A 5,531-nucleotide genomic window follows, 5' to 3' on the forward strand; every position below is an offset into this window, starting at 1 on the left:
TGCAGGAGGGGCCGGCGTTGATCGTGCAGGAGGGGCCGGCGTTGATCGACGAGCTCGTCCGCGAGGGCGCCCGCCGGATGCTCGCCCAGGCTCTGCAGGCCGAGGTCGACGACTACATCACCCGCCACAGCAACGAACGCGACGCCCACGGGCGGCGTCTGGTGGTGCGCAACGGCTCCCACGAGCCTCGCGAGGTGGTGACAGCCGCGGGCGCGGTGGCGGTGCGGGCGCCGCGGGTCGACGACCGCCGGATCGACCCCGCGACGGGCGAGCGGCGCCGGTTCTCCTCGGCGATCCTGCCGTCCTGGTGCCGCAGGACGCCGAAGATCACCGAGGTGCTGCCGCTGCTCTACCTGCACGGCCTCTCGTCGGGGGACTTCGTGCCCGCGCTGGGGCAGTTCCTCGGCTCCAACGCGGGCCTGTCCTCATCGACGGTCACCAGGCTGACCGAGACCTGGAAGACCGAGCAGCAGGCGTTCTCCCACCGGGACCTGTCCGGGGTGGACTACGTGTACGTGTGGGCCGAGGGCATCCACGTCACCATCGGCCTCGCCGAGCACAAGTTGTGTCTGCTCGTGCTCATCGGAGTCCGCGCCGACGGGCACAAGGAGCTCGTCGCCCTCGTCGACGGCTACCGGGAATCGACCGAGTCCTGGGCGGACCTGCTGCGCGACTGCGCGCGGCGCGGCATGCGCGCCCCCGTCCTGGCCGTCGGGGACGGCGCGCTCGGGTTCTGGGGCGCGCTACGGGAGGTGTTCCCCGAGACCCGTGAGCAGCGCTGCTGGGTGCACAAGACCGCCAACGTCCTCGCCGCCCTGCCCAAGTCGGCGCATCCGGGAGCGAAGAAGGCGCTGACCGAGATCTGGAACGTCGAAGACAAACACAAGGCCCTCGACGCCGTGACCTGCTTCGACGCCGCCTACGGGGCAAAGTTCGGCAAGGCCGTGGCGAAGGTCCGTGACGACCTCGATGAGTTGCTCGCCTTCTACGACTTCCCCGCCGAGCACTGGCAGTACCTACGCACCACGAACCCGATCGAGTCCACGTTCGCGACCGTCCGCCACCGCACCCGCGTCACCCGCGGGCCCGGCTCACGCACCGCCGGGCTCGCGATGGCGTTCAAACTCATCGAAGCCGCCCAGGACCGCTGGCGCGCCGTGAACGGCCCGCACCTGGTCGCGCTCGTCCGCGCCGGAGCAGTCTTCGAGGCCGGACGACTCGTTGAACGACCCGACGACCACACCCACACCGAAGCCGCCTAAAAGATCTTCATCCACAGGTCTTGACGATTGCTCCACCCCGCCCGCGTTGCGATACAATGCGATACATGGTGGACGATCTCTGGTGGCGGGATCAGGACGCCGACTACATCCGGCGACGCGGCGAGCGCTACCCGGGAGCGACGGGGATCGAACCGGGCTGGACGCTCGAAGCCGCGCAGGACCCCCGACGGATCGTGCGCGACCCGGATCCGAGGAGCCGCAGCGCTGCCCTGCGGATCATCGGCTACTCGCCGACCGCGGGGTTCGTGCTCACTGTGATCGCCACCCGGGCCCACCACGCCGGCGTCACCGCATGGAAGACAAGCGGAGCCGACCTGCGCTCCTACGAACGACAGGAGGGTCCATGACCACCAACGACGATCGCCACACGCACATCGACGCAGAGGTGGCCGCTGTCCGCACCGACTACGCCGAAGAGGAAGCCGAGGCCGCGGAGACCGAGATCGCCGAGCGCACCGCAGCCCTGGATATTCCCCTGAACCTGCGCATCGACCGCGACCTCGACGCACAACTCAAGCAACGGGCCGCCGCCGCGCAGATCCCCACCTCGGCACTGGTGCGACGCCTGCTGCGCGCCGCCGTGCACGACCACACCGCCCCGGTGCTCACAGTGGAACAGGTCGAAGCCATCGCCCGCCGAGTACTCGCCGACACCGCCAACAGCTGACCAGCCTGGCGCCAGCTTGAAAATCGAACAGATGTGCGATGCTGTTGGGGTGGTGAATGAGTCGCCCGCTCAGCGGCGCGCGTCCCAGCTCCGGGAGAACCGCGACCGCACACACGAGGCAGCGCAGAAGCTTCGCCACCGCATCAACGTCGGTCGTTACGCCGGGCTCCGGCACCCGGATGAGCTCTACGTCCTCGCCGCGATGCTCGAAGCCTACGCATTCGAGATGGACCGGTTGCCGTCGCAGACCGAGCGCGCCGCGCTCGCCGCGGTACGGGAGCTGCTCGACGATGACCTGGAGAAGGCGGGGCACGTGGAGCCGCTCTCCGCCGGGGACGGCCACTGAGGAGAGGAACGACATGTCCGACGACCAGCAGGCCTCTACTCCGACGGTTCGGTCCCGCGCCCTCGCTGCCGGGATCACCGAGGAACGGCTCCAGAAGCACTTCGACCGCGGAGCGGTCCTGCTCAACGGGGTTCTAGTGGCAGACCTGGACACCCCGGCACCAGTGGGGACGTCCCGGGTGAACTTCGGCGGGCAGTAGACCACCACCCCGGCCGCCGGTGACCTGCCGAAACATATGGTGACGCCCCGATTCGTCGGGGTGAGCCGGTAACCTACGAGGTGCTCAGGAGGTGAGACCGATGACCAGCCGCCCGGAGGGCGACCTGTCGATCGACCAGGTACGCGCGCACCGCAAGACCATGATCGACGTAGGGCGGAGATTGCCCGGGAGTCCGCTGGCCGAGACCGCGGCCCAGCTGCGCGGCGCGGAGCTGGGCGAGCCGCTGACCAGGGCCCCGATCATCGTCGACACCGATCTGGGCGGGGACGCCGATGATGCCCTGGCGCTGGTCGCGGCCGCCCGGCACCAGCCCGACCTGGCGTTGGTGCTGACCGCGGACGAGACCGGGCCTGAGCAGGGGTACGGACAGCGGGCGCGGTTCGCCCGCCACCTGCTCGATACCGTCGGCCGCCGCGATGTCGCGGTCGCCGCCGGCGCGACCGTGGGGCGCACTGACTACTTCTGCGTCGCCGACCTCATCCCCGCCACCGTCCCGGCGATGCACGGCGGCCGTGACGCGGTCCTGGCCGCCGTGGCCGAGGTCGCTGGGCAGTCGGAGGGCCTGATCCGTTGGGTCGGGATGGCGCCCCTGTCGAACCTGGCTGAGGTGTGTGACCACCTGCCTGAGATCGCCGCCCGGCTGCAGGTGACCCAGATGGGCGGCGCGATCGACTACCGGCGCCCCGACCGCGCCGAGCACAACATCCGCCTCGACGTCGACGCCGCCCGCCGCGTCCTGACCGCCGTGGGCGACGGGCGCCTGACCAAGCCGCGGTTCATCATCTCCGACGTCACCTTCACCGACCAGATCGCCGTCCACGCCGCGCACCCGCTGCATCAGCGCCTGGCCGCGGCCAGCGAGCCGTGGGCCCGGCTGCTGGCAGATCACCTCGACCGCTGGTACGCCGAGCACCACGCCTCGACCCTGCAGCACGACGCACTGACCCTGTCGGCCGCGCTGGGGCTGCCGTTCGTGCGCGCGGCCACGACCCGCATCGCGATGGACGAGATCGGCCGCTGGACCCGGGACGAGGACGGGACGGCTCTCAGGCTGAGCCGCAGCGCCGACTACCCGGCGTTTATGATCTGGCTGGCCGACGCCCTCGAACCGGCCGCCGAGGCCGCGGCTGCACCGGCCACCGCCGCGTCGTCGTCGAGCGCGCGGCGGCCGGCCTGAGCACCCCACGCCCCGGCATGCCCGGCGGCCCCGGTGATCTGGCCGCGATCCACCGCAGCCACGAGCTCCGCTCCACCGACGAGCAGGAGGCTGTGGGCCGCGCCTACGAGGCGTTCCGGGCCCACCACGGGCGGTTCGTCGCCGCGGTGAGCGCTGAGATGCTGCCCGATCTGCATCGCGACGTCGCCGAGCGCGGCGCTCGGATCGTGTTCCTCGGTCGCGACGGGCACTCCTATGCCGCAGCCGTCCGCGGTCTGGCCCCTGACTTCTACGAGCGGCACTGCACCGAGATCGTCCTGTCGCGGGCGGTGGTCGAGGCGGCCCTGGCCGATCTCGAGCACAACGCCGGCGCCCGGTTCGACGCCGTGGAGAGCTTCCGCGGGCGCGACCGCGTCGACCCGACCGCGGCCGCCGGGGCGTTTCAGGCGCTGTCGGACTACCTCGACGACGCTGACATCCCGACCAGCGACGGCGCGCTCACCCTGGTCGACAACTCGTTCAAGGGCACCATCCAGGAGCTCTACAGCGCCGCCTTCCCCGGCGTGGAAGTCCGCGGCCGCTACGCCATCCACGCCGCCCACCCCGACGACCCGCACCCGGGCACCAAGACCGGCTACGCCCTGCACCAGCCCGCCGCCGGCCGCTGGCGCGGCTACCCCCTGGCCGAGCTCCCGGACGAGCCCGAGCTGACCCTCGGCGCCGCCGAGGCCGTCGCCGCGATCGAGCACACCCTGCACGGACCCGACACCAGCCCGATAGAACTGACCGACGACCTCGATCACCAACAGTGAGCCTTTGCCAACCTGGTGTTTGGCCTGGTCAGCGGGTGTGCGGCGTGGCGTGGCCTCGGATGGGTGAAGCTCCTGGTAGACGGGCGATTGACTAGATCAAACCGCCTGACCAGGAGCTTCAAAGTGCTGTCCTACCCGTCCGGGATGACCGTGTCCAGCCGCGCCCTCGTGATGTTGTCCGATGCGCTGCGATCTCACCGCAATCAGCGCCGGAGCCGCTGGCGCAAGCTCACCACCGGCCGCCAGGCCCTGCTCGTGCTCGCACATCTGCGTAAGGGCGAGACCTACTCCGACCTGGCCTGCGGGTTCCGGATCGGGACCTCGACGGTGTACCGCTACCTGCGCGAGGCGATCGCGCTACTCGCGGCGATGGCCCCGACCCTGGAACAAGCGATCGAGATCGCCCGCGGGAAGGCGTTCGTGATCCTCGACGGCACCTTGTTACGCATCGACCGGGTCGGCATGGCCAGTGGCTACGACCGGGCCTTCTACTCCGGTAAGCACAAGGCCCACGGCGTGAATGTGCAGGTCATCGCCGACCCCGCCGGCAGGTTGGTGTGGATCTCGCCGCCGTTGCCCGGGGCGCGGCACGACATGGGCGCCGCTCGCGAGCACGGCATCATCGACGCCCTCACCGAGCATGAGATCCCGGCGGCGGCCGACACCGCCTACCAGGGCGCCGGACCCACCGTCGCGGTCCCGCAGCGCCGCCGCCGCAAGGATCCCGACACCGGCCGCTACCGAGGTCTGTCGACGAACCAGAAGGCCGTCAACGCCGCGCACGCCCGCCGCCGCGGCCCCGGCGAGCGGGCCAACGCCGAGCTGAAGAACTGGAAGATCCTGCGCAAGATCCGATCCAGCCCCAACCGGGCCGGCGACCTCATCGCCGCAGTTCAGAGCCTCATGATCGCCAACGCTTGATCAGGTTGGCAAAGGCTCAGTGCGACGACCTCTGGATCGCAGGCGGCCACCGGGCGGACTTCGGCTCTTGTGGGCTGGTCCATCATCATGATCAAGTGATCATCTCATGGTTCAGTCGGTGCCCAC

The 5,531-nt window shown here is 70.4% G+C and carries 8 protein-coding genes; all 8 read left to right on the top strand.

What is annotated here, in order from left to right; all coding sequences use genetic code 11:
• Positions 1-17 precede the first annotated feature (17 nt).
• The 8 genes from Ae505Ps2_RS28280 (at position 18) to Ae505Ps2_RS28315 (ending at position 5,405) form a co-directional block, all read left to right on the top strand.
• Entirely contained in the window at positions 18-1,262 is a 1,245-nt protein-coding gene (locus Ae505Ps2_RS28280; RefSeq protein ID WP_084786540.1) for an IS256 family transposase, read from the top strand.
• Between the two features lie 65 nt (positions 1,263-1,327).
• A complete protein-coding gene (locus tag Ae505Ps2_RS28285; RefSeq protein ID WP_075313279.1) occupies positions 1,328-1,630 on the top strand; it encodes a hypothetical protein in 303 nt (100 codons plus the stop codon).
• Positions 1,627-1,950: a ribbon-helix-helix protein, CopG family gene (locus Ae505Ps2_RS28290; RefSeq protein ID WP_075313245.1), complete on the top strand. Its 324-nt coding sequence runs from the start codon at positions 1,627-1,629 to the stop codon at positions 1,948-1,950. Before Ae505Ps2_RS28285 ends, Ae505Ps2_RS28290 begins: the two co-directional genes overlap by 4 nt.
• A gap of 16 nt (positions 1,951-1,966) precedes the next feature.
• On the top strand, positions 1,967-2,296 hold the full coding sequence (locus Ae505Ps2_RS28295) for a hypothetical protein (RefSeq protein ID WP_139319124.1): 330 nt from the start codon (positions 1,967-1,969) through the stop codon (positions 2,294-2,296).
• Positions 2,297-2,309: 13 nt separating this feature from the next.
• Positions 2,310-2,495, top strand: coding sequence for a hypothetical protein (locus tag Ae505Ps2_RS28300; protein WP_068800890.1), 186 nt, complete (start codon positions 2,310-2,312; stop codon positions 2,493-2,495).
• 100 nt (positions 2,496-2,595) lie between these two features.
• Positions 2,596-3,693, top strand: a complete 1,098-nt coding sequence (locus tag Ae505Ps2_RS28305; RefSeq protein WP_075554334.1) for a nucleoside hydrolase — start codon at positions 2,596-2,598, stop codon at positions 3,691-3,693.
• Positions 3,694-3,710: 17 nt separating this feature from the next.
• Complete coding sequence (locus tag Ae505Ps2_RS28310) at positions 3,711-4,484, top strand: hypothetical protein (RefSeq protein ID WP_075313239.1); 774 nt, start codon at positions 3,711-3,713, stop codon at positions 4,482-4,484.
• Between the two features lie 123 nt (positions 4,485-4,607).
• Complete coding sequence (locus tag Ae505Ps2_RS28315) at positions 4,608-5,405, top strand: IS5/IS1182 family transposase (RefSeq protein WP_075313237.1); 798 nt, start codon at positions 4,608-4,610, stop codon at positions 5,403-5,405.
• The last annotated feature ends 126 nt before the right edge of the window (positions 5,406-5,531 follow it).

Source organism: Pseudonocardia sp. Ae505_Ps2 (assembly GCF_001932425.1).
Taxonomy (GTDB): Bacteria; Actinomycetota; Actinomycetes; order Mycobacteriales; family Pseudonocardiaceae; genus Pseudonocardia.